Origin of the sequence: Enterococcus sp. AZ020, assembly GCF_050499205.1 — a bacterium.
Classification (GTDB): Bacteria; Bacillota; Bacilli; order Lactobacillales; family Enterococcaceae; genus Enterococcus_L; species Enterococcus_L dunnyi.
This window is the reverse complement of sequence record NZ_JBIPAT010000001.1, coordinates 1,622,886-1,647,304: the sequence shown is the minus strand read 5'-3', so window position 1 is coordinate 1,647,304 and position 24,419 is coordinate 1,622,886. Positions and strand designations below refer to the sequence as shown.

Sequence of the window (24,419 nt, the reverse complement as noted above, 5' to 3'; positions counted from 1 at the left end):
CTCGGAGCCTGACACTTCTGTTCCATCCTCATTTTTCTTTTCTATTTTATAACTTTTCAACTACGATTGTCACTAGCAACCCTAATAAATAGCAACCGTTAAATGCGATCAAGTTTTTTATCGAGTACCCAAAACTTTTGGGATGCGGCAGCTCTGCTTTAAATAATTTAAGATTTTTCCAGACTTGTAATAGCGAAACAAAGGTTAGTAAAATCGGCCATTGATAAATACCAAAAACCATTCCTACCAAAATCACAGCATAACAAGCTAGCATTAGTCCTTGGAAAAGAATCACTCCATGTTCGCGTCCAATATAATAGACCAATGTATACCGATGATTTTCAATATCTGTATCCAAATCTCTCAAATTATTTGCCAACATGATATTAGCAATTGTAAACACCATCGGCAATGAAGCCCAAATGATCGCTAAAACAGACCAAAGATTGCCTATCAAGGCAAACGTTCCTTTTACCCAATCTAACTGTAAATAAAATGGCGGATCATTCAAAACATTCAAATAGATCGTCATAGCAAAAATCCCTAATCCCATCGTAAAACCGCTAAATACCTCTCCTAAAGGCATCCGTGATAACGGAATCGGACCAAAGGTATAAAAAATACCGATAAAACAACAAACTCCGCCCATTACTAAAAACAACCAACCAGTTTGGATGGTCAAAAAGATACCAACCGCAGCAGCAAAAGTAATCATAGCGAAAATCATGTTTCTCACTAAACTGGGAGCGATCCCTGAGCTGCCAATGATATTTTCTTCGTACTTATACTTCTGAGACTTTGCTTTTTTAAAATCCATAAAATTATTGATTGCAGTTGTTGCCATGTCGAATACGACCATTCCTAAAAAAAACAATAATGTATAGCCTAACTGAAACTCATTAAAATACGCTATGGAAAATAATACCCCAACCGCAAATGGAAACAGACTTGCTAACTTCGTCTGGATTTCCACTACTTGCAAAAATACTTTCAACGACATATTCGTTCTCCTTATTTCAGATCCTTACGATCTCCCATCGTATATCCCGAATCTTTTCCTAATTCAAAAACTTTTTCAATATCCTTACTTACGTAAACCTTGTCTTCTTTAGTAACAAATATCACATCAACGTCTTTCAAACTTTCGGCATATTCCAATCCTTTTTTGACTCCCATTGAAAAGACAGCTGTTGATAAGCCATCTCCATCGATCGATTTCTTCGTGATGACAGTCACACCAGCAATATCATTATCAAAAGGATAACCTGTTTTTGGATCGAACAAATGGTGATAGGTTTCGCCATCAACTTTCAAATAGCGTTCATAGATCCCAGAGGTAACGAGGGTTTTATTACTTTCTTGAACAGTTCCAACGACTGTATTTCTTGCTTTATTCGGATCTTGAATTCCAACGTTCCAATCCATGTCTTTTCCACGAGGACTGTGTCCAAGAACAAATACATTTCCACCTAAATCGACAATCGCAGTAGTGACGCCATTGTCTTTCAACACCTTAACAACTTCATCCGTGATATAACCTTTCGCAATAGCTCCAAGATCCAGCTGCATACCTTTTTCTTCAAGATAAACCGTTTGATCCTCATCATTTAGTTTTACTTTGTGATAGTCCACTAATTTCAACGCCTGATCGATTTCCTCTTGAGATGGTTTGCGCGCATCATCAAAGCCGATATGCCATAATTGAGTGATTGGTCCGATCGCCATGTCAAAGCCGCCAGAAGAGTCCTCACTATATTCATACGCACGTTTGATCAAAGGGTAGACGTCATCGGATACTTTTACTGGTTTTATCCCCGCTTGTTCATTGATTGCATCGATTTCTGAACCTTTTTCATTGACTGTGATTTTATCACCCAACTCTTTCACTCTGGCAAAAGCTTTATCTAATACATCTTTTTTACCATCATCATAGATACGGACTTGTACATACGTACCAAGTAACGATTGCTGATCTGAGTATGGCTCTTTATTTATTTTAGCGGTCTCTTCTTTTGAGCCACAACCGGCTAAAACAATTAGAAATAGTCCAGTTAATATAGTCATTAGTACTTTTTTATTTTTCATCGTATCCCTCTTTCTAAATAGAAAAATTTTCTCATCTATAGTAGCGCTTTTTCTGAGTAATGGAAAGGATTTTCTTTTGATTTATGTATTTTGATGAATTGATTTTACTGCTTGTGATCATTGAAACTTGTATGTTGGTATTTTTACTTGTGTCAGTGTTTGGTTCTTCGCCTTCTTTACTTGGCTAATCTCGCTCATTCTTTACTCTGGTGAGTATTATTGAGATATCTTGTGTTTTTTGCTTGTTGCTAGTCTATTCTTTTCTTTGACGTGATTTACTAGTATGGCTACTTCGCCTTCTCTGTTTGCTAAGTACTGCTCATCGTCTACTCTGATAAGTTTTTTTTTTGAGTTATCTTGTGTTGTTCACTTGTTGCTGGTTTATCCTTCTCTTGCCTTATCGTGGTTCACTAGTAGGGTTACTTCGCTCTCTTCGCTCGCCAAGTACTGCTCATCATCTATCCTGATGAGTTTTTTAGGGTTATCTCGCGTTGTTCACTTATTGTTGCTTTATCCTTTTCTTGCCTTGGCGTGATTCACTAGTAGGGTTACTTCGCTCTCTTCGCTCGCCAAGTACTGCTCATCATCTACTCTGGCAGAGCCAATCGTAGTGATTCGCAGCAAAAATGCAGAATTCAGATGATGATCTGAATTCTGCACATGTTTAGTTCGTCAATTGTAATTCTGTGAAAGAATTATTTTTTCATTACGATGTTGTCTACAACGATTTCATCAGTGTTGCCTTTTTCAGCAGCATTGATCAATTGTTGAGCATACATTACGAATGAGTGTGTACTGTGAGTTGCGCCTGTTACGACTTCTACATCCGCAGCTGATCCACCATCTTCGCCCATTGCTTTAACAAATTCTTCGTTCAATGCAGGGATGTATGTTTCTGGATCTGTACCAGATTTGTCTTTCATGTTTTTGTTGTAGTCAGCATCGTCTTTTTTAGATTTGCCTTCGTCGTTTACGTTATCGTAGTTAGATTCTGTGACTTTACCATCTTTAACAACGATTGAGAATGTTGTATGGTAGCCGTTTGAATTATTTTTTTCTTTCAATGAGTACGTGCCATCTTTAAGATCCGCACCATTATCGATTTCAATTGTTTCAGTGTTTCCTGCTTGTGCAGCTTGGATCAATTGTTGTGCATAGTTTTGGAATGATTCACTAGAGTGAGTCGCACCAGTTACTACTTCTACGCCGCTTGCGCTTTGTGATTTAACAAGTGATTCGTTTAATTCAGGAATGAACTCAGCAGGGCCAACGCCTGTTTTGTCTTTCATGTTTGTTTCGTAATCTTTATCTTCTGTTTTTGATTTGCCGTCAGCGTTGATGTTGTCGTATTTAGACTCTGTGATTTTGCCGTCTTTGACAGTCATTTCAAATGTTGCACGGTAACCATTTTTTTCGTTCTTTTCTTCTAATTTGTATGTGCCGTCTTGTAAATCAGCACCAGCTTCTTTTTCTGCTACTGTTGAAGAATCTGCAGTTTTTGATGTCGCAGTGCTTGAATCAGATGATTTCGCTGTATCTTTCTTATCATCAGATCCGCATGCCGCTAATAAAAGAGATGAAAGTGCAATAGCTGTGAATCCCTTAACAATTTTGCTCATTTTCATTTTAGTTCACCTTTTCCTTTTCTTTAACATTCCACAAACTTAGTTTGTGATATAATTTACATTCTATATAAAATTACGATTATGTCAATTAAAGTTATAAAAGAAAGAAAAATTTTTACTTATTTTTCACGGCATTTTAATAAAGAAAAATTTATTTCCTATATTTATGAATTGTTATTAGACAAATCCACAAACACGCTATATAATGAAATCGATTGTGTAATTATTATCATTTTCATTTCATTTTTTTAAGGAGCGGATTATCAATGACAAAGCAAAAAATTGTCGTTGTGGGAGCTGGGTATGCTGGCGTTTCAGCAACTAAATTTTTAGCAAAAAAATTAAAAAAAGACTCTGACGTTGAGATTACTCTAATTGATCGTCATTCTTACCACACCATGATGACTGAGCTGCACGAAGTAGCAGGTGGACGTGTTGAACCTGAAGCGATTCAATACGATCTACAACGTTTATTTTCACGTAAGAAGAATGTAAAACTTGTCACAGACACTGTAACTGGTATCGACAAAGACAAAAAAGTTGTTCAAACAAAATTAGGTTCTTATGAGTTTGATCAATTGATCATCGGTATGGGTGGCGAGCCAAATGACTTTGGTACTCCAGGTGTTAAAGAACATGGATTTACTCTATGGTCTTTTGAAAACTCTCTGAAAATTCGCGAACATATTTTGGAAACTGTTGAAAAAGCAGCAATTGAACCAGATCCAGAAATTCGTAAAGCGATGCTGACATTCGTTGTCTGCGGATCAGGCTTTACTGGGATCGAAATGATCGGTGAACTAATCGACTGGAAAGATCGTCTTGCAAAAGAATTCAAATTAGATCCTAGCGAATTTACGCTAATGGTCGTTGAAGCAATGCCGACAATCTTGAACATGTTATCTCGTAACGATGCTGCAAAAGCTGAACGTTATCTAGAAAAGAAAAATGTACAACTTCTTCTTAACGCACCAATCGTTGAAGTTGCAGCTGACCATATCAAATTAAAAGATGGTTCAACTGTTCCAACTCATACATTGATTTGGACTGCAGGTGTTAAAGCAACTTCAGATGCAGCTGACTTTGGTTTAGAAGCTGCACGTGGAAATCGCTTGGTTGCGAATGAATTCATGCAAGCAAAAGGCTACGAAGATAAAAACATTTATATCGTAGGTGACTTGGTTTATTACGAAGAAACTCCAAATACGCCTACACCTCAAATCGTACAAGCGGCTGAACAAACAGGTCATACTGCTGCTGCAAACATCGTTGCAGATATCAAAGGTGGCGAAAAACACGCATTTAAAGGTAATTATCAAGGATTCATGGTTTCTGTCGGCTCTAAATGGGGTGTTGCTAACTTATTTGATAAGATCCACCTTAGCGGTTTCTTAGCAATTATCATGAAACACATCGTTAACTTGAAATACTTCTTTGATATTCGTTCTGGTTACTACATGTTCCAATATATCATGCATGAGTTCTTCCATATCAAAGATGACCGTAACGTAACTCGTGGACATTCTTCACGTTATGGCAACGTGTTGTGGAGCGTACCGTTACGTGTATTCTATGGTATGGTTTGGCTAGTAGAATCAATGAAGAAAATTGTCGGAACTGGTGATTACTTGAAACCAAGCACTTGGTTTGGCGACGGATCTTGGTTCACAGATAAAGTTGTGTTCCCATTCCCTTGGCTACAAGAACAAGTAACAACAGGTGCTTCTGCCGCAGCTGAAACAACGACTGCCGCAAGTGGTGCTGGTGCCGATGCTGCAGCTGATACAGCGACTCAAGCAGCACACTTTGGTTTAAGCTATGCTTATGGAGAACAACCAATGCAAGTCTTCGATCATATGCCAAAATGGTTTGAAAGCGTGATGAAATTCATGATGCCTAACCAAGAAGTTGCATTGTTCATGCAAAAGTTCATGACAATCGTCGAAGTATTGATTGCCTTAGCATTGATTGCAGGTCTATTTACTTGGTTAAGTAGTGCAGCAACAATTGGTTTAACTATTGCATTCTGTTTATCAGGTATGTTCTACTGGGTAAATGTTTGGTTTATCTTTGTGGCATTCGCTTTGATGAACGGTTCAGGTCGTGCACTTGGATTAGACCGTTGGGTGATCCCTTGGTTGCAACGTACCCTTGGTAAATGGTGGTATGGTACACCTAAATCCAGATACGGCAGTAAATAATACCCATTTTTTATAGCAAACGCATAAGAGAGTTCTAGGTTTACTCCTAGAACTTTCTTTTATCCTTATGATAGAATAAAGACAACTAAAAACTATGAAGGAGAGGAAAGAGTTGAATATAAAAGAATTTATTCAAAAAAGTTATATACGTCCTTGGGATATTGCCATTATTATACTTCTGACACTCGGTTCTTTCTTGCCCCTTGTTGTTTTTAGTATTCAAAATACTGCTCAAGAAGATGCGACTAAACAAGCCATTCTAAAGGTAGACGGCGAAGTAATCAAAGTTTTTGATTTAAAAGAAGACGGTCCTACTTATACATATAAATATGAAGCAGCTGATGGTGATTATAATTTGATAGAAGTCAGCGGAGATAGAATTCGGATGTTAGAAACAAATTGCGGAGATCAAATCTGTGTCCAGCGCGGCTGGATATCTAAAGCAGGTGAAACACCGATCGCTTGTCTGCCGCATAATTTATTTATCACCGTTGAGGCTTCTGATGGGAGTGAAGATGGCAGCTTGATTTATTAAGTACTGCCGCTAATTATGAACAAATTACAAAAAAACATATACATTTCCATGCTCGTCGCTCAAGGTGTGATCATTGGACTTATTGAAAACATGATCCCTTATCCTTTTGCTTTTGCACCTGGAGCGAAACTTGGCTTAGCTAACTTGATTACGATCATTGCCATTTTTACCATGAGAAAAAGAGACAGTTTCTTTTTAGTCTGCATGCGATTGATTTTGACCACACTACTAGGCGGGACGATATCTACGTTCTTCTATAGTGCTAGTGGCGCTTTACTTAGTTATTTAGGCATGCTTCTTATCATGCAGCTGGGTCCAAAACGTGTGAGTATCATTGGCATCAGTGCTGCAGGCGGTTTTTTGCATAATGTTGGGCAGCTATTGACCACTTGCTTTTTCGCGCAATCATGGGCACCGATGCTTTATCTGCCATTCCTTTCATTTATCGGTCTATTATCTGGTATTGCTATCGGAATTGCAGCCAATTATCTACTCCGTCATGTTCAAACACTGCGACAGTTTCAATTAAACTATGAATCAACAACAAAACATAAATGGAGTCAATACTTCCAGTAACCATTTGATTTAAGTGAGTACAACCAAAGGAGTCATCTTATGAATATTCATCCAATGTGGAAAAACTACCCTGAACTAGCAAAAGAATTGAACAGCACATTAAAACTAATGGACAGCAATGTCAATTTAAAAAATAAAGACGTCGAAAAAGCAGTTATGTCGATGATCCACTCTGGTGGTAAATTATTACGTCCTGCTTATCAATTACTTTTCTCACAGTTTGGAGAACAAAGAGACGCGAAAAAAGCTGTTGCTTTAGCAGCAGCCATCGAATTACTGCACACTGCGACATTGATTCACGATGATATTGTAGATGAAGCTGATATTAGAAGAAGCTTACCCACGATCCGCTCTCAATTTGGCAACAGTACAGCTGTTTATGCAGGTGATTATTTATTCGTTAGCTGTTTTAAGCTTTTGGCTGACTATTCCTCTTCTTTAAAAAGCATCCAGCTAAACTCTAGAAGTATGGAAAAAATTTTGAGTGGCGAACTGGGGCAAATGGATAATCGCTACAATGTCGATATGACGATCGATCAATATTTAGAAAACATTTCTGGAAAAACTGCTGAACTTTTTTCACTAAGTTGTTTTGTTGGGGCTTATGAAAGTGGCAGTTCTGAACGTTTTGCAAAAAACTGTGGGAAAATAGGAGAAAATATCGGCCTTGCATTTCAAATTATCGACGATGTACTTGACTATACACAAAGTACAGAGCAAATTGGAAAACCTGTTCTTGAAGATGTTCGTCAAGGTGTCTACTCCTTACCGCTACTATACGCATTAGAAGAAGGTCGAGAAACACTGCTGCCTTATCTGGAAAAAGGAGAAAACCTGACAGACAATGAGACAGATAAAATTTATGAACTTGTTCATTCTTTTGGTGGTGTCTCAAAAGCACAAAAACTTGCCGAAAAATATACACAGCAAGCATTGAAGGGGATTACTAAATTGCCCGAAACTACCACAGATGCAAAAAAACAGTTGCTAGAGATCACACAAGCTATTCTTGTGAGGCAAAATTAAAAAAACAGATCGGTCAAAAATAGACTGATCTGTTTTTTTAGCTTTTCCACCACCGTATGATGGCATCTACACCTTTGTTTGTTGGGCAATCGATTATTTGCTTCCGTCCATTTTTCAAAATAAATACTACTCGATAGTACTTCCCATATCTCCTATAATTCTTTGTACCGTTTCGTTTGCACGTTATAATATCAGTTCTATCAATAACAATATCTGGTAACAGGAGCATAAAATACTCTCCATAACGTCCTTGTAGATGCCATCTAATTTCTTTATCCGACGCTTCCTTTTGTAAAAGCTTTTGTAAATCCTGCTGTTTTTCCAGTGAGGATTCTTGAAGATATTTTTGGATTTGTTTCCTTGTTTTGAAGAACGGTCCAATAAGAAAAATACTCCAAATAGTGCCAGGTAAAAAGAAAGCAAATAAACAACCGATAAACAGATCGATTAAAGATATATTCGATAAGCCGATCTTTCCAAAAATAAGCAGCACAAATATTCCAAGAACTAACGCTCCCAATAAAAACAGTCCTAGAGCAATCATTTTTTGACCCATTTTCTTAATGTAACTAGTTAAAAATATCATATTACTCCTCTTTAAAATAAAACGAGGCAAAACTAAAAATCAATTTTGCCTCATCAACTTATCGCATCGTTACAAACTCTTCTGAGCCCGTTGGATGGATCGCCACTGTATTATCGAAATCTTTCTTAGTTGCACCCATTTTGATCGCTACCGCGAATCCTTGCAGCATTTCGTCCACACCAAGACCAATGCCATGTAATCCAACGATTTTTTCTTCCTTACCAGCACAAACTAATTTCATATCGCACTTTTGGCGATATTCATCTAGCGCAAAGTACATTGGGGTAAACGTTGATTTGTAAATCTTGATATTTTCTTTCCCATATTTCTCAACAGCTTCTGTTTCAGTCAACCCAACTGTTGCAATCGGCGGATGAGTAAAAACAACTGTTGGAATCGTTTCGTAGTCTAAATACTCATTTTCTTTTCCGTTAAATAGGCGCTCAGATAAACGGCGGCCTGCCGCAATCGCAACCGGTGTTAGATCGATCTTGCCGATGACATCACCAACTGCATAGATACCTTCCTGTGTCGTATTTTGGTATTTATCGACTTTTACATAGCCTTTTTCTGTTAGTTCAACTTGTGTATTCTCAAGACCTAATTTGTCTGTATTTGGCTGACGGCCTGTACCAAAAACGACACTATCTGCAGTGATCTTTGTGCCATTTTCAAAGGTGATCACTAACTCACCTGTAGCTAGTTTTTCAATCGACTGCGGAGTTGAGTTAGGATAAATATGCATACCGTCTTGTTGATAATGCTCAACTACTTTTTCAGAAAGCATCTCATCAAAACTACGCAAAGGACGTTCTTTTCTAAAAGCCCAATGCGTTTCAGCACCTAATCCGTGGATCGTACCTGCAAGTTCTGCAGCAATATATCCTGCTCCGACAAACACTACTCGTTTTGGTAATTCCTCTAAAGCAAAGAACCCATTTGAATCTATCGCATACTCTTCTCCAGGGATTCCTAGTTTTTTCGGACGTCCGCCTGTAGCAATCAAAATATGAGGAGCTGTGTATGTATCTTCTCCTGCTTTGACTGTGTGTTCATCCACGAAAGTCGCATATTCAGCTAAAACTTCGACATGATTGCTATCTAACCCACGATAATAAGCACCGTGCAGAAAATCGATATATGACTCACGATTTTGCACTAATCTTTTAAAATCCAACGCTTTAACATCGACATCAAAACCGTAACCAGCAGCATCCCGCTTCATCATTTCCATCATTGAGCTTGCCTGCCACATGACTTTTTTGGGCACACAGCCCACATTCACACAGGTTCCGCCAATCTCTCCTGCTTCGATCAATAATACCTTTGCACCATGCATTCCGGCACGATTCGCAGAAGCGATACCGCCGCTGCCGCCGCCGATCACGATGTAATCATATTGTTTTACCATTCTTTCAAAATCCTCCTTCATCAGACACTTTAACGAAAGAGTGTGGGACAAAACGAAAAACTGTTTTGCTACACACTCTTAATGGTTGATATTTATTTTTTCTTACGGATCATATCCCCAACTGCTACAGGTTGTTCAACCGGCATCGTTAAAATCATCATTGGGTTTGGTGCGCGATCAATCGACTCACCATCTTCATTATACATAACTTCTACTGTTTGATGGAAGTGATTGAACCCAGGTCCATAAAATTCGACCTCATCGCCAACACTAAAATGATTTCTTTGGCGGATCGTTGCTACTTTTGTTGCTTCATCATACGCCATGACTTCCCCAATAAACTTATATTGCGGAATTTTACGGCGTTCACCAAATAATTGTTCCTCATCAGTTGGTATATGGTAATAAAAACCAGTAGACAGCTCACGCTGCGCAACTTTCCATAACTCGTCGATCCATTCTTGTTTACATTCATAATTTTCAGGATCTTCCATGTATGTATCCACAGCTTTTTTATACACATTTGCTACCGTCGAAACATAATGGATCGATTTCATTCTTCCTTCGATCTTAAAGCTATCGACGCCATTTTGAATCAATTCAGGAATATGCTGAATCATTGCCATATCGACCGCACTCATCGAAAATTCTTCTTCCACTTCACCTTTATCTGTCAAGCTCGTACGTGCTCCACCAAAAGGCATATCATACAACTCGTATTTCCAGCGGCATGATTGAGAACAGCCGCCGCGGTTCGCATCACGCATCGACATATGGTTGGATAATGTACATCTTCCGGAATAAGAAATACACATAGCTCCATGGATAAACGCTTCGATTTCAACATCTGTATTTTTACGGATCTCCGCAACTTCTTCCATTGACACTTCACGGGCTAAAACGACGCGCTCAAGCCCTTCATTTTTCCAGAACTCTAATGTCTCATAGTTCGTTGCTGAAGCTTGTGTCGATAAATGGATCGGTAAACCAGGTGCTTCTGTTGCACAAATTTCAATCAAAGCTGGGTCTGAAACGATTACCGCTGAAATACCGACATCGCGTATCTCACGGAAAAAGTCACCAGCACCTTCTTGATTGCCTTCATGTGTCACCATATTTGCTGCGACGTACACTTTCGCATTGTGCTCTTTTGCAAAAGCTACGCCTTCAATCATATCTTCTTTTGTAAAATTACCGGCACGGCTACGTAACCCGTAGGCATTTCCGCCGATATACACGGCATCTGCACCATAATGAATGGCTGTTTTTAGTTTTTCTAGCGTCCCAGCAGGTGCTAATACCTCGGGACGCTTCAATGTTCGTTCGTTTGTCATGTCTCTTTTCTCCTTATTTTATCTCATCTGGATCTAAATCAAAGAATCCGATATCTAAACCGCGGTTTTCAGGATGCAATGCTTCGATCTGTTCGATCGCTTTTTGGGCTTCTATACTGGACCAGCTGCCCTGTTCGATTTTTTCTTTTGCATCTGCAAAAATCTTAGCTGTTTTTACAAAATTTTCGCCTGGAGCATAAATACCATCCAGTTTCCATTTCGTATAATCGTTCTCATATAACTTATCTAATTCTCCGGCTAAATTAACATCATTATCCGCGAAGATATGTGTGCCATGGCTATCCTCATAAATAGAATAGTGTGTCTCTTCCTTTTTAGGCTCAGATATAAATAGACCCCGATCCTTACTCACAGATTCATCATTCTTGGTGAAATTATAGTAGTTCTGCAGTAACGGACGTTTCGATTGATGAATACACGTTGCACCGTACACAAGCACTTCGGCAGGTACCATCAAATTATCCTTCATGGCTTTCATCTCTTCAAACGGAACCTCTCTAGCCAATACCGCACCGATCGATCCACGCTTTGCCCAAAAATTGATTTGACGCGAGCTTGTAACCAATGTTTCGCCATCATAAATATAGGGAATATTCACTTTATCACGCTGTAAAACAAAAACAACTCCTGGATCACCAACTGTTAATTGATCCACTTGAATCTCTTTTAGAAAAGCTAAATACTCTGGCACCTTTTTCATCTTTTCTGGATGCATGATCCCATTAAGGGCAACAGTTACCTTTTTCCCCATACGATGAGCCATTTCAGTGATCGATCGCTGATCATCACGAGAAAACGACGTTGGCAAACGTAACCCAAATGTCTCTTCTCCTATATATAACGTATCCACGCCTACTGCCAATAACGCCTCCGCCTGTTCAACAGACTCAGCTGTTGCAATAAGTTCAATCATTTTGAATCCTCCTTATAAAAGCTGAATGAGCTCGTTCAGCCCTGATTGAAAAATAGGAAAAATTGAAGGCGGTGCTTTTCGCCGCAATCCATTTTTATCTTTTTTCTGAAGGGCTAGCTCATGAAGCTAGATAATGTAAAAGCTGAATGGGCTCGTTCAGCCCTGACTGAAAAATAGAAAAAATTGAAGGCGGTGCTTTTCGCCGCAATCCATTTTTATCTTTTTTCTGAAGGGCTAGCCTGTAAAGCTAGATAATGTACAGCTTGAATGAACCTGATCAGCATCAACTGAAAAACAGAAACATTTTTTATGATGCTCTTCATCGCGGACAAATGTTTTCTTTTTTCCGAGATGCTAGTTCATGAAATTAAGCAAGTTAAAAGTCGAACGATCTTCTCTCTAGCTCTAGCTAAACAAATTACACTCCAGCTTCAAGTTCTCTTTATCTATTGTTCTATATTCTTCTAACAACTGTTTCATAGTAGCACAGGTTCACAAACTTTCCAATAGTCTCTCTTTATTTTAACGTTGATTTTTCACAAAATAGTATCTTACGATCCTTTATTACTTAAAAAGAAAAAATACCGAGACGTGTCATGAACAACGTCTCGATATCTTAATAGTCATTTTTTAAACTTCCTGTAAAACCTGCTCTATTTTTGGCGTTTTTACATTCAACGTTATTTTTCCTTTGCTTGCGCCAATCGTTACTTTATCACCTAAATGGATCTGACCTGAAAGTAATGCTTCACTCAAACGATCCTCCACTTCTTTTTGTAGTGCTCTGCGAATTGGACGCGCACCATATTCTGGGTCAAAACCAACCTTACCGATCACTTCGATTGCAGCAGGAGTAATTTTCACATTCACCTCTTGCTCTTTCAAGCGCTGAATAATCGATTTACTCATAATCTTCACAATCTCATGAATTTCTTCCTGATCTAATGAACGGAAAACAACTGTTTCATCCACACGGTTCAAAAACTCTGGACGGAATGCTTTTTTCAATTCTTCCATGATTCGTTTTTGCATAGCATCGTAGTCTTTCGATAAGTCTTTCACGTTGAACCCAACATTTTTTTCTTCACGGATAGCCGTTGCTCCAATATTTGAAGTCATAATTAAAATAGTATTTCTAAAATCGACTTTTCGACCTTTAGAATCAGTTAAGTGTCCATCGTCTAATACCTGTAACAAGATATTGAATACATCTGGGTGAGCTTTCTCTACTTCATCAAGTAAAATCACTGAGTAAGGTTTTTGACGAATTTTTTCCGTCAATTGTCCGCCTTCTTCATAACCAACATAACCTGGAGGAGAGCCAATCAAACGACTTGTACTATATTTTTCCATAAATTCGGACATATCTACACGCACAAGTGCATCCTCACTGCCAAACATTGTTTCAGCTAAGGCTTTTGCTAATTCTGTTTTACCAACTCCAGTAGGTCCCAGGAACATAAATGAACCAATTGGACGATTCGGATCTTTCAAGCCACTGCGGGCTCTACGAATTGCACGCGATACAGCTTGAACAGCTTCATCTTGACCAACAACTCTGTGGTGCAAGATGCTTTCTAATTCGAGCAAGCGTTCGCTTTCTTTTTTCTCTAGCTGCTGTAATGGCACACCTGTCCATTGTGACACGACATTTGCCACATCTTGTTCAGTGACTTGATTTGCATAACCAGACGCTTCTTTTTGTTCTAATAATAAAATATTTTCAAGCTTTCTAGCCATTTTTTTCTCTTTTTGGCGTAGTCTTGCTGCACTTTCGAACGATTGTGACTGAATTGCTTCTTCTTTTTCCTTGATTAGATTCGCTAAATCTAAGCGCAACTCATTAATTTCAGAAGGCTCATCTGCTAAGTCTAGACGAACTTTAGCAGCTGATTCATCCATCAAATCAATCGCTTTATCTGGTAATTGACGAGAATTGATATAACGAACAGATAACTGAACTGCTGCATGTAAGGCATCATCTGTAATCTCAACACCATGATGTTCTTCATAGCGAGAACGTAGGCCTTTTAGAATCTCTTCTGCTTCTTCTGATGTTGGTTCATCCACTTGAACTCGCGCAAAACGACGTTCCAAAGCAGAATCTTTTTCAATATACTTTTGGTACTCATCTAATGTAGTCGCACCAATTGTTTGTAATTCTCCACGAGCAAGCGCTGGTTTTAAGATATTTGAAGCATCGATCGCACCCTCTGCACCACCTGCACCAATCAATGTATGCAGCTCATCAATAAAGAGGATCACTTCTCCATCTTGATAGATCTCGTCAATCACTTTCTTCAAACGATCTTCGAATTCACCACGGTATTTTGTTCCCGCAACAAGAGCACCCATATCCAGCATCATCAAACGTTTTTCCTGCATATCGTCCGGCACTTCACCATTAACGATTTTTTGTGCTAAGCCTTCAGCAATTGCCGTTTTACCTACACCAGGTTCACCAACTAAAACTGGATTATTTTTGGTACGACGACTTAATATTTGGATCAGCCGTCTGACCTCTTGAGAACGTCCGACAACTGGGTCTAAATCATTCTCACGTGCTAGTTTAGTCAAGTCACGAGCTAACGAATCCAATGTTGGAGTTCCTTTAGGTGCTGCTTTTTGTGCTTGATTATTACGTCTGCGACCAACATTTCCACTCATTTGAGGATCTGTAATCCCAATTTTTTTCATTAACAGCTGACGCATTTTAGATAAACTTAATCCCAAGTTCAATAAAATACGTGAAGCAAGGATATCCTCATCCCGTAATAAGCCTAACAAAATATGTTCAGTGCCTATATTAGGAGCTCCTAAACGTTTTGCTTCATCGCCGGCATAGGCAAAAACTTGTTTTGCACGAGGGGAATAAGGTAAATAGGTTCCTTTCGGATATGCTTTAACTGTTCCATACCCAGTTAATTGTTCAATTTCTTCACGTATATCTGTTTTATTAGCATTCAACTGGCGTAAAGATTTTCCAGCAATTCCATTTGGTTCCAGTACTAATGCTAAAAGCAAATGTTCAGAACCTACAGATTGATGCCTAAAATACTTCGCTTCTTCTTGTGCGATGGCTAAGACTGCCTTGGCACTTTCTGTAAATAATTCGTCCATACTATCATTCCTCCTCGTAACTCAAACGTTCTAAAAATGAATGCATCAATTGAGCACGTAAATAATCTTCATCTGGTCCTGCCTTATCTAAGACTTGTTTTCCAAGCACCGACAGCATTAAGTTTCCTTCTCGTTTTGTAACAACTTTTTCTTCATAAAGCTTCTGTATAAAAATCAGTGCGTCTTTTTCCGAAAGTTCATTCCCTGTAAATTGAGCAATTTGTTTCAGCAACTGGTCACTATCAGATATTTGCACTTTAGCTATTCTGATATAACCGCCACCACCACGTTTACTTTCAACTGAATAGCCACGTTGAATCGTGAAACGAGTATTGATCACATAATTAATCTGGGAAGGAACACAATTGAATAAATGAGCCATTTCGGCCCTGCGAATTTCAATTTTACTGCTTTCTTCAAGAATTTTCTTTAAATATGCTTCAATCAAATCTGAAGTATTTTGATTACTCATAGTCCTCATCCTTTTCCCTTGACTAATACTGACCTTAATTATACCCAATTTCAACTGTTTAATAAAGGAGAATGCCTAATTAACTAAGAAAAGGTAAATATATTTAGGAAATTACAAACTAAATATATAACAAAAAAGAACAGAGTATACTCTGTTCTTTTAATCGGGAAGACAGGATTCGAACCTGCGACCCCTTGGTCCCAAACCAAGTGCTCTACCAAGCTGAGCTACTTCCCGCAATTATAATAATAAAAAAAGACTAAACGATTAAAAGGAACTGTGTTACTTACCTTCTAACTCGCAGTCAAACCTTTAACTATGCACCCAAAGGGAGTCGAACCCCTAACCTTTTGATTCGTAGTCAAACACTCTATCCAGTTGAGCTATGGGTGCTAATGTCATCTCAAGCAAAGTTGTGATGAATGCCGAGGACCGGAATCGAACCGGTACGGTGATCACTCACCGCAGGATTTTAAGTCCTGTGCGTCTGCCAGTTCCGCCACCCCGGCGAATGAACAAGCTAAGCGGAAAACGGGGTTCGAACCCGCGACCCCCACCTTGGCAAGGTGGTGCTCTACCACTGAGCTATTTCCGCAGTTTGATGCCGGCTAAAGGACTTGAACCCTCGACCCTCTGATTACAAATCAGATGCTCTACCAACTGAGCTAAGCCGGCGTATTTCGCCAAGTTTATCAACGAGACTTAAAATATGCGGGTGAAGGGACTTGAACCCCCACGCCGTAAGGCGCTAGATCCTAAATCTAGTGCGTCTGCCAATTCCGCCACACCCGCAAAATATTTCTATGAGCCGTGCAGGGTTCGAACCTGCGACCCTCTGATTAAAAGTCAGATGCTCTACCAACTGAGCTAACGGCTCAAAAAATGGAGGTTAACGGGATCGAACCGCTGACCCCCTGCTTGTAAGGCAGGTGCTCTCCCAGCTGAGCTAAACCTCCAATACAACACGTTTAGCGCGGCGACGTCCTACTCTCACAAAGGGAAACCCTTCACTACAATCGGCGCTAAGAAGCTTAACTTCTGTGTTCGGCATGGGAACAGGTGTATCCTTCTCGCTATCGCCACCACACTGGGTGTTGTTGTATTCAATTGAGTGATGATTCACTCAAAACTGGATTGAAGCTTGTAATCAATGCTTACCAAGATCATTCATTTTATTTCTTTTGGTTAAGTCCTCGACCGATTAGTATTGGTCCGCTCCGTACATCACTGCACTTCCACTTCCAACCTATCTACCTCATCATCTCTGAGGGGTCTTACTTTCTTAAAGAAATGGGAAATCTCATCTTGAGGTGGGCTTCACACTTAGATGCTTTCAGCGTTTATCCCTTCCCTACATAGCTACCCAGCAATGCCCTTGGCAGAACAACTGGTACACCAGCGGTAAGTCCATCCCGGTCCTCTCGTACTAAGGACAGCTCCTCTCAAATTTCCAACGCCCGCGACGGATAGGGACCGAACTGTCTCACGACGTTCTGAACCCAGCTCGCGTGCCGCTTTAATGGGCGAACAGCCCAACCCTTGGGACCGACTACAGCCCCAGGATGCGACGAGCCGACATCGAGGTGCCAAACCTCCCCGTCGATGTGGACTCTTGGGGGAGATAAGCCTGTTATCCCCAGGGTAGCTTTTATCCGTTGAGCGATGGCCCTTCCATGCGGAACCACCGGATCACTAAGCCCGACTTTCGTCCCTGCTCGACTTGTAAGTCTCGCAGTCAAGCTCCCTTCTGCCTTTACACTCTGCGAATGATTTCCAACCATTCTGAGGGAACCTTTGGGCGCCTCCGTTACCTTTTAGGAGGCGACCGCCCCAGTCAAACTGCCCACCTGACACTGTCTCCCAGCCCGATTAGGGCTGCGGGTTAGAGGGTTCATAACACAAGGGTAGTATCCCACCAGCGCCTCCACCGAAACTAGCGTTCCGGTTTCATCGGCTCCTACCTATCCTGTACATGTGGTACAAACACTCAATATCAAGCTACAGTAAAGCTCCATGGGGTCTTTCCGTCCTGTCGCGGGTAACCTGCATCTTCACAGGTACTAAAATTTCACCGAGTCTCTCGTTGAGACAGTGCCCAAATCGTTACGCCTTTCGTGCGGGTCGGAACTTACCCGACAAGGAATTTCGCTACCTTAGGACCGTTATAGTTACGGCCGCCGTTTACTGGGGCTTCAATTCTGAGCTTCGCCGAAGCTAACCCATCCTCTTAACCTTCCAGCACCGGGCAGGCGTCAGCCCCTATACTTCATCTTTCGATTTTGCAGAGACCTGTGTTTTTGATAAACAGTCGCTTGGGCCTATTCACTGCGGCTGACCGAAGTCAGCACCCCTTCTCCCGAAGTTACGGGGTCATTTTGCCGAGTTCCTTAACGAGAGTTCGCTCGCTCACCTTAGGATACTCTCCTCGACTACCTGTGTCGGTTTACGGTACGGGCAGTTGTTTTCTCACTAGAAGCTTTTCTTGACAGTGTGACATCAGGAACTTCGGTACTATTATTTCCCTCCCCATCACAGCTTGTCCGTATAGAGTAAAGCATTTGACTCTACTCAAGACTTACTGCTTGGACATGCACTTCCAGTCGCATGCATTCCTTAGCCTCCTGCGTCCCTCCATTGTTCAAACAAAAACAACTGGTACAGGAATATCAACCTGTTGTCCATCGCCTACGCCTATCGGCCTCGGCTTAGGTCCCGACTAACCCTGGGCGGACGAGCCTTCCCCAGGAAACCTTAGTCATACGGTGGACGGGATTCTCACCCGTCTTTCGCTACTCATACCGGCATTCTCACTTCTAAGCGCTCCAGCCGTCCTCACGATCGACCTTCAACGCCCTTAGAACGCTCTCCTACCATCACACCAGAGGTGTGATCCACAGCTTCGGTAAACTATTTAGCCCCGGTACATTTTCGGCGCAGGGTCACTCGACTAGTGAGCTATTACGCACTCTTTAAATGGTGGCTGCTTCTGAGCCAACATCCTAGTTGTCTGTGCAACCCCACATCCTTTTCCACTTAATAGTTATTTTGGGACCTTAGCTGGTGGTCTGGGCTGTTTCCCTTTCGACTACGGATCTTATCACTCGCAGTCTGACTGCCGAATATGAATGAATGGCATTCGGAGTTTATCTGAATTCGGTAACCCGAGATGGGCCCCTAGTCCAAACAGTGCTCTACCTCCATCATTCTCAACTTCGACGCTAGCCCTAAAGCTATTTCGGAGAGAACCAGCTATCTCCAAGTTCGTTTGGAATTTCTCCGCTACCCACAGCTCATCCCCGCACTTTTCAACGTACGTGGGTTCGGTCCTCCAGTGCGTTTTACCACACCTTCAACCTGGCCATGGGTAGATCACATGGTTTCGGGTCTACGACTACATACTCATTCGCCCTATTCAGACTCGCTTTCGCTGCGGCTCCGGCTCTTCACCTTAACCTCGCATGCAATCGTAACTCGCCGGTTCATTCTACAAAAGGCACGCTCTCACCCATTAACGGGCTCGAACTTGTTGTAGGCACACGGTTTCAGGATCTATTTCACTCCCCTTCCGGGGTGCTTTTCACCTTTCCCTCACGGTACTGGTTCACTATCGGTCATTAGGGAGTATTTAGCCTTACGGGATGGTCCCCGCGGATTCCGACGGAATTTCTCGTGTTCCGCCGTACTCAGGATCCTCCTAGGTGCTGTCACAATTTCGTCTACGGGGCTATTACCCACTTTGGCGGACCTTTCCAAGTCCTTCGACTATTCTGACAGACTACCATATCGGAGTCCTACAACCCCAACAAGCAAGCTTGTTGGTTTGGGCTCTTCCCGTTTCGCTCGCCGCTACTCAGGGAATCGAATTTTCTTTCTCTTCCTGCAGGTACTTAGATGTTTCAGTTCTCTGCGTCTACCTCTAACCAGCTATGTATTCACTGGAAAGTAACATCCTATAAAAGATGCTGGGTTCCCCCATTCGGAAATCTCTGGATCATAGCTCACTTACAGCTCCCCAAAGCATATCGGTGTTAGTCCCGTCCTTCATCGGCTCCTAATGCCAAGGCATCCACCGTGCGCCCTTATTCACTTAACCTTGTCAACCTTGCGGTTGGGTCTTGACTACTTCTTCTAGCGATAGAAGGTTGGTCAATAAAATAAGCTTCGAACAATTAATTAATTAACTCTTCAACGCGGTGTTCTCGGTTTGTTTTGATTACTTTTTTTACTTCAATATCCAGTTTTCAATGAACAATCGTTTGAGAGTAGACCTCTCAAAACTGAACAAAGTGTTGACGAACCGTGTAGTTCCGTAATATTCCTTAGAAAGGAGGTGATCCAGCCGCACCTTCCGATACGGCTACCTTGTTACGACTTCACCCCAATCATCTATCCCACCTTAGGCGGCTGGCTCCAAAAGGTTACCTCACCGACTTCGGGTGTTACAAACTTTCGTGGTGTGACGGGCGGTGTGTACAAGGCCCGGGAACGTATTCACCGCGGCGTGCTGATCCGCGATTACTAGCGATTCCGGCTTCATGTAGGCGAGTTGCAGCCTACAATCCGAACTGAGAGAAGCTTTAAGAGATTTGCATGACCTCGCGGCCTAGCGACTCGTTGTACTTCCCATTGTAGCACGTGTGTAGCCCAGGTCATAAGGGGCATGATGATTTGACGTCATCCCCACCTTCCTCCGGTTTGTCACCGGCAGTCTCGCTAGAGTGCCCAACTGAATGATGGCAACTAACAATAAGGGTTGCGCTCGTTGCGGGACTTAACCCAACATCTCACGACACGAGCTGACGACAACCATGCACCACCTGTCACTTTGTCCCCGAAGGGAAAGCTCTATCTCTAGAGTGGTCAAAGGATGTCAAGACCTGGTAAGGTTCTTCGCGTTGCTTCGAATTAAACCACATGCTCCACCGCTTGTGCGGGCCCCCGTCAATTCCTTTGAGTTTCAACCTTGCGGTCGTACTCCCCAGGCGGAGTGCTTAATGCGTTTGCTGCAGCACTGAAGGGCGGAAACCCTCCAACACTTAGCACTCATCGTTTACGGCGTGGACTACCAGGGTATCTAATCCTGTTTGCTCCCCACGCTTTCGAGCCTCAGCGTCAGTTACAGACCAGAGAGTCGCCTTCGCCACTGGTGTTCCTCCATATATCTACGCATTTCACCGCTACACATGGAATTCCACTCTCCTCTTCTGCACTCAAGTCTCCCAGTTTCCAATGACCCTCCCCGGTTGAGCCGGGGGCTTTCACATCAGACTTAAGAAACCGCCTGCGCTCGCTTTACGCCCAATAAATCCGGACAACGCTTGCCACCTACGTATTACCGCGGCTGCTGGCACGTAGTTAGCCGTGGCTTTCTGGTTAGATACCGTCAAGGTAAGAGCAGTTACTCTCCTACTTGTTCTTCTCTAACAACAGAGTTTTACGATCCGAAAACCTTCTTCACTCACGCGGCGTTGCTCGGTCAGACTTTCGTCCATTGCCGAAGATTCCCTACTGCTGCCTCCCGTAGGAGTCTGGGCCGTGTCTCAGTCCCAGTGTGGCCGATCACCCTCTCAGGTCGGCTATGCATCATGGCCTTGGTGAGCCGTTACCTCACCAACTAGCTAATGCACCGCGGGTCCATCCATCAGCGACACCCGAAAGCGTCTTTCAAATCAACACCATGCGGTGTCGATTGTTATGCGGTATTAGCACCTGTTTCCAAGTGTTATCCCCCTCTGATGGGCAGGTTACCCACGTGTTACTCACCCGTCCGCCACTCCTCTTTTCAAGTGAGTGCAAGCACTCGGTAGAAAAGAAGCGTTCGACTTGCATGTATTAGGCACGCCGCCAGCGTTCGTCCTGAGCCAGGATCAAACTCTCATAATAAAAGTTGAACACGATCTTGCGATCGTTAAGCTCATTTGTTTGCTAGCATATTGCTTCGCTTGTTAAAAATTGTTGTTTGTTTTCACCGTTGTGAAAACAACCTACACATTTGGTTTGTCTTACTTTGTTCAGTTTTCAAAGGTCTACGTTGTTACCTCGCAGCAACTTTTATATCATATCAAATCTTCGATTTGATGTCAACACTTTTTTTAAAAGTTTCAAAGTTTTTTCTGCTTGGCGTTGTCGTTTGTTTCAGCGACAACTTCATTAGTTTATCAGGTTGTTTGTTATTTGTCAACAACTTTCTTCCTGATTTTTCAAGTTTTTTTTAAACTTGATTTGTTATTCTATTTCAGTCGTTTCAGCGATTTTGTTGCTCGCCTTGCGACATGTAATAATATACCAAGTTTCGGCGCGCAGGTCAATCAAAAATTGCATTTTTTTTGAAGTTTTTTTCGTTACCGATTGTTTTATTCCTTTTGTTCTTTATCGTTCGTTTTTAGCATAAAATACGTCTGTTTTCACTCAATTTATTAAATTTTAGTAATGGATTCTAAATTTCCTGTAACTTCTTCTTGTTTTTGTCAATTTTCTTTATTTTTTGTTAGAATATAAGAGAAGATTTCTACTATATAGTATGGAGGAAATAATAATATGAAAATTTTGGTTGCTGATGATGATAAAGAGATCGTAGAACTACTGAGTATTTATATCCATAATGAAGGCTATGAAGTGGTCAAAGCTTATGATGGAAAAGAGGCTTTATCGAAGATTAGAACGATATCTGATATTGATTTGTTGATTTTAGATATCATGATGCCGATCATGGACGGCATGCAGGTAGTGAAAGAATTGAGAAAGGAATCGCAAATCCCGATCATCATGTTGACAGCAAAAACAACAGACATGGATAAGATCAAAGGCTTAGTTGCTGGCGCAGATGATTATGTTACAAAACCTTTCAACCCATTGGAAGTAATGGCCCGCGTTAAATCGATTTTACGTCGTAGTCAGATGCAACAAAAAGCAGATGAGCCAGATATACTAGAAGTCGGCTCATTGATCATCAATAGAGACTCTCATGAAGTCAAAACAGTCGATGACAAAGAAATCCAACTAACTGCACTAGAATTTGGTATTCTCTACTTATTAGCTAGTCACCCTAACCGTGTATTTAGTGCAGATGAAATTTTTGAGCGTGTGTGGCAGCAAGAAAGCATTGTTTCAGCTAAAACAGTAATGGTTCACGTTAGTCATTTGAGAGATAAGATCGAAGAGGCAACCGGTGGAGAAAAAGTCATTCAAACAGTTTGGGGAGTTGGATATAAGATCGATGCTCGTTAGACAAAAGAAAATCGAAAAGCAAAAAAGAATTACCTTAACATCAAAGGAAATCAGTGAATTATTAGCGGAAGGAATCGTCACTATTATCCTGTTGCTTCTATTAAATGTCTCAATTACTGTCCTACTCAGCGGCAGTCAATCGCTACAAGGAATTATTTGGACTACAAAAGGTGCATTTGCTAAAGAACTAAACACTGATCTATTCTGGAGTTTAAGCAAATTTGTCATCCCGCTTTTCTTTATAGTGGATGTTGCTGTTTTGTATTGGCGTTTGATCCGCCGTTATCGTCAAATGCAGCTTCGTCATATCATCAGTGAACTGCATTATATTGCAGATGGAAATTATGATCATCGGATTCCGTTTGAGCTGAGTGGTGATTTATCGAAAGTGGTAAGTAGTATCAATGGTTTAGTAGATAGTACCGTCGCAGCAATTGAAGATGAACGTAAAATAGAAAAATCAAAAGATGAATTGATTACAAATGTCAGTCATGATATTCGAACACCGCTTACTTCTATTATAGGTTATTTAGGTTTGATTGAAGATCGACAATTTCATAGCGAAGAGGATTTACTGAAATATACACATACCGCATACGTAAAAGCCAAACAAATGAAGCTACTCGTCGATGATCTTTTTGAATATACGAAAGTTCGCCAGCCATCCGTACCGATCAATACAATCAATTTCGATATGGCACAGTTGATCGAACAGCTTGCTGCTGACTTTGAGCTAGAAGCGGATAAAAATAATATGACGATTCAGGTCAATGCTGATCCTGCCTCTATCAAAATGGATGGAGATACTGAAAAACTTGTTCGTGTCTTTAATAACTTATTATCGAATGCGTTGAAATATGGCAAAGGCGGCAAAAATATCGTTATTGATGTTGAGAAAGTTGGTACTGAAGCTGTTATTGCTGTTAGAAATGATGGTCCCCCTATTCCTAAAAAGTCACTAGATCAATTATTCGATCGTTTCTACCGCGTAGAGGAATCTCGTTCACAAGAAACTGGCGGCACTGGTTTGGGACTAGCCATCGCGCAAAGCATCATTGCACTACATGGCGGCTATATTTATGCAACGTCCGATAATAAATGGACTTCCTTTATTATCCATTTGCCCTTAAAGAGAAACTGACAGCTCTCTAATGAGGTTGACATTCAAATGAAAATTTTGTATTCTAATGACAAGCAAAGAGAAAAAGTATTTATAGTCTAGAATTCAAGAGAGTTTGCGGTGGTGAGAGCAAATATTCTACTATAGAGAAGTCCGTCTCTAATGAT

The 24,419-nt window shown here is 41.1% G+C and carries 15 protein-coding genes, 8 tRNA genes, 3 rRNA genes and 1 other annotated feature (1 of these 27 only partly in view); of the genes, 6 read left to right on the top strand and 20 right to left on the bottom strand.

Annotated elements, in window-relative coordinates; all coding sequences use genetic code 11:
• Positions 1–46: 46 nt before the first annotated feature.
• From menA to pplA, 3 genes are all read right to left on the bottom strand, one after another.
• Positions 47–1,000 carry a 1,4-dihydroxy-2-naphthoate polyprenyltransferase gene (gene menA, locus IGI58_RS08010; protein ID WP_429953877.1) on the bottom strand — a complete coding sequence of 318 codons (954 nt, stop codon included), beginning with the start codon at positions 998–1,000 and terminating at the stop codon, positions 47–49.
• An 11-nt stretch (positions 1,001–1,011) separates the two neighbouring features.
• The gene (locus IGI58_RS08005; protein WP_429953878.1) at positions 1,012–2,085 is read right to left on the bottom strand and encodes an FAD:protein FMN transferase; all 1,074 of its coding nucleotides are present in this window, start codon (positions 2,083–2,085) and stop codon (positions 1,012–1,014) included.
• A 695-nt stretch (positions 2,086–2,780) separates the two neighbouring features.
• Complete coding sequence (pplA, locus tag IGI58_RS08000) at positions 2,781–3,710, bottom strand: extracellular electron transfer flavoprotein PplA (protein WP_087640458.1); 930 nt, start codon at positions 3,708–3,710, stop codon at positions 2,781–2,783.
• Positions 3,711–3,976: 266 nt separating this feature from the next.
• Here pplA and IGI58_RS07995 point away from each other — a divergent pair, with 266 nt between their 5' ends.
• The 4 genes from IGI58_RS07995 to IGI58_RS07980 all read left to right on the top strand — a co-directional run bounded on the left by IGI58_RS07995 (position 3,977) and on the right by IGI58_RS07980 (position 8,048).
• Positions 3,977–5,911 carry an NAD(P)/FAD-dependent oxidoreductase gene (locus tag IGI58_RS07995; RefSeq protein ID WP_225535142.1) on the top strand — a complete coding sequence of 645 codons (1,935 nt, stop codon included), beginning with the start codon at positions 3,977–3,979 and terminating at the stop codon, positions 5,909–5,911.
• 112 nt (positions 5,912–6,023) lie between these two features.
• Positions 6,024–6,446: a NusG domain II-containing protein gene (locus IGI58_RS07990; RefSeq protein ID WP_087640456.1), complete on the top strand. Its 423-nt coding sequence runs from the start codon at positions 6,024–6,026 to the stop codon at positions 6,444–6,446.
• 15 nt (positions 6,447–6,461) lie between these two features.
• Complete coding sequence (locus IGI58_RS07985) at positions 6,462–7,022, top strand: Gx transporter family protein (protein ID WP_087640455.1); 561 nt, start codon at positions 6,462–6,464, stop codon at positions 7,020–7,022.
• A gap of 39 nt (positions 7,023–7,061) precedes the next feature.
• Positions 7,062–8,048, top strand: a complete 987-nt coding sequence (locus IGI58_RS07980; RefSeq protein WP_429953879.1) for a polyprenyl synthetase family protein — start codon at positions 7,062–7,064, stop codon at positions 8,046–8,048.
• A 37-nt stretch (positions 8,049–8,085) separates the two neighbouring features.
• Here IGI58_RS07980 and IGI58_RS07975 read toward each other — a convergent pair whose 3' ends face one another.
• The 17 genes from IGI58_RS07975 to IGI58_RS07895 all read right to left on the bottom strand — a co-directional run bounded on the left by IGI58_RS07975 (position 8,086) and on the right by IGI58_RS07895 (position 21,788).
• Positions 8,086–8,634 (bottom strand): hypothetical protein, encoded by a 549-nt coding sequence (locus IGI58_RS07975; RefSeq protein WP_429953880.1) that lies wholly within the window; start codon positions 8,632–8,634, stop codon positions 8,086–8,088.
• Between the two features lie 58 nt (positions 8,635–8,692).
• Positions 8,693–10,045 carry a glutathione-disulfide reductase gene (gor, locus tag IGI58_RS07970; RefSeq protein WP_429953881.1) on the bottom strand — a complete coding sequence of 451 codons (1,353 nt, stop codon included), beginning with the start codon at positions 10,043–10,045 and terminating at the stop codon, positions 8,693–8,695.
• A gap of 92 nt (positions 10,046–10,137) precedes the next feature.
• On the bottom strand, positions 10,138–11,379 hold the full coding sequence (locus IGI58_RS07965) for a peptidase U32 family protein (RefSeq protein WP_429953882.1): 1,242 nt from the start codon (positions 11,377–11,379) through the stop codon (positions 10,138–10,140).
• Between the two features lie 13 nt (positions 11,380–11,392).
• On the bottom strand, positions 11,393–12,313 hold the full coding sequence (locus IGI58_RS07960) for a peptidase U32 family protein (RefSeq protein ID WP_087640450.1): 921 nt from the start codon (positions 12,311–12,313) through the stop codon (positions 11,393–11,395).
• 630 nt (positions 12,314–12,943) lie between these two features.
• The gene (locus IGI58_RS07955; protein ID WP_087640449.1) at positions 12,944–15,433 is read right to left on the bottom strand and encodes an ATP-dependent Clp protease ATP-binding subunit; all 2,490 of its coding nucleotides are present in this window, start codon (positions 15,431–15,433) and stop codon (positions 12,944–12,946) included.
• A gap of 4 nt (positions 15,434–15,437) precedes the next feature.
• The gene (locus IGI58_RS07950; RefSeq protein ID WP_087640448.1) at positions 15,438–15,905 is read right to left on the bottom strand and encodes a CtsR family transcriptional regulator; all 468 of its coding nucleotides are present in this window, start codon (positions 15,903–15,905) and stop codon (positions 15,438–15,440) included.
• 163 nt (positions 15,906–16,068) lie between these two features.
• A tRNA-Pro gene (locus tag IGI58_RS07945) sits at positions 16,069–16,142 on the bottom strand.
• Between the two features lie 82 nt (positions 16,143–16,224).
• A tRNA-Arg gene (locus tag IGI58_RS07940) sits at positions 16,225–16,298 on the bottom strand.
• A 30-nt stretch (positions 16,299–16,328) separates the two neighbouring features.
• Positions 16,329–16,414, bottom strand: a tRNA-Leu gene (locus tag IGI58_RS07935).
• A 14-nt stretch (positions 16,415–16,428) separates the two neighbouring features.
• Positions 16,429–16,500: transfer RNA gene (locus tag IGI58_RS07930), tRNA-Gly, on the bottom strand.
• A 7-nt stretch (positions 16,501–16,507) separates the two neighbouring features.
• Positions 16,508–16,580, bottom strand: a tRNA-Thr gene (locus IGI58_RS07925).
• Positions 16,581–16,615: 35 nt separating this feature from the next.
• Positions 16,616–16,697 (bottom strand) — tRNA-Leu (locus IGI58_RS07920).
• 12 nt (positions 16,698–16,709) lie between these two features.
• Positions 16,710–16,782, bottom strand: a tRNA-Lys gene (locus tag IGI58_RS07915).
• Positions 16,783–16,788: 6 nt separating this feature from the next.
• A tRNA-Val gene (locus IGI58_RS07910) sits at positions 16,789–16,861 on the bottom strand.
• Positions 16,862–16,876: 15 nt separating this feature from the next.
• Positions 16,877–16,992: ribosomal RNA gene (gene rrf, locus IGI58_RS07905) — 5S ribosomal RNA — on the bottom strand.
• A 94-nt stretch (positions 16,993–17,086) separates the two neighbouring features.
• Positions 17,087–19,998 (bottom strand): 23S ribosomal RNA (locus IGI58_RS07900).
• Positions 19,999–20,228: 230 nt separating this feature from the next.
• Positions 20,229–21,788, bottom strand: a 16S ribosomal RNA gene (locus IGI58_RS07895).
• Together the 16S, 23S and 5S rRNA genes with 8 tRNA genes alongside form the textbook arrangement of a ribosomal RNA operon.
• Positions 21,789–22,442: 654 nt before the next feature.
• On the opposite strand from IGI58_RS07895, the gene IGI58_RS07890 reads away from it, so the two are divergent.
• Positions 22,443–23,132 (top strand): response regulator transcription factor, encoded by a 690-nt coding sequence (locus IGI58_RS07890; protein WP_087641571.1) that lies wholly within the window; start codon positions 22,443–22,445, stop codon positions 23,130–23,132.
• Entirely contained in the window at positions 23,122–24,273 is a 1,152-nt protein-coding gene (locus tag IGI58_RS07885; protein ID WP_429955341.1) for a sensor histidine kinase, read from the top strand. Before IGI58_RS07890 ends, IGI58_RS07885 begins: the two co-directional genes overlap by 11 nt.
• A 44-nt stretch (positions 24,274–24,317) precedes the next feature.
• Positions 24,318–24,419, top strand: a binding site (T-box leader) (it continues 111 nt past the right edge of the window).